This window comes from Brevundimonas sp. CURTG3B2_SDJG (assembly GCF_057364705.1).
On record NZ_JBNFOJ010000577.1, the window covers coordinates 1 to 614 of the forward strand.

At 74.3% G+C, this 614-nt stretch carries 1 protein-coding gene; it reads right to left on the reverse strand.

Annotated elements, in window-relative coordinates; translation table 11 throughout:
• Positions 1 to 614, reverse strand: a 614-nt coding sequence (locus AC2W7C_RS18760) for an SAM-dependent methyltransferase (protein WP_486002691.1), incomplete at both ends; no start/stop codon positions are given.

Consider the following 614-nt stretch of genomic DNA (forward strand, 5'->3'; position numbering starts at 1 on the left):
CCGCGCAGCCCAGGGCTGCGGTCACGCCCGGAACGACGAAGACCTGGACGCCCGCCCGACGGACCGCCTCCAACTCCTCGCCGCCGCGGCCGAACACGAAGGGATCGCCGCCCTTCAGCCGGACCACGCGCCGTCCCTTGCGGGCCTCCGCGATCAGCAACTCGGCGATCTCGGGCTGCGGGACGGAGTGATCGCCGCGGCGCTTGCCGACGTCGATGCGCTCGGCGTCGCGACGCGCGCGGTCCAGGATCGCCTTGGGGGTCAGCCGGTCGTGGACGACGACGTCGGCGTCCTGGAGCAGGCGCAGCGCCTTGAGCGTCAGCAGTTCGGGGTCGCCCGGCCCGGCTCCGACCAGATGGACGACGCCGTCTATGGCCGCAGGGGCGTTCAGCAGTTTCAGCATCTCGCGCCGCGCCTCGGCCAGGCGGCCTTCCTCCGCCAGGATGCGGGCGGGGCCCCGGAAGGCCGTCTCCCAGAAGCGGCGGCGGGCGAGGAAATCCGGAACCGTGGCCAGCACCGTCTGGCGCAGGCTTTCCGCCAGGGTCGCCAGGCGATCGAGACCGGCGGGCAGGGTCGCCTCGATCCGGGCGCGCACGTCCCGGGCCAGGACGGGG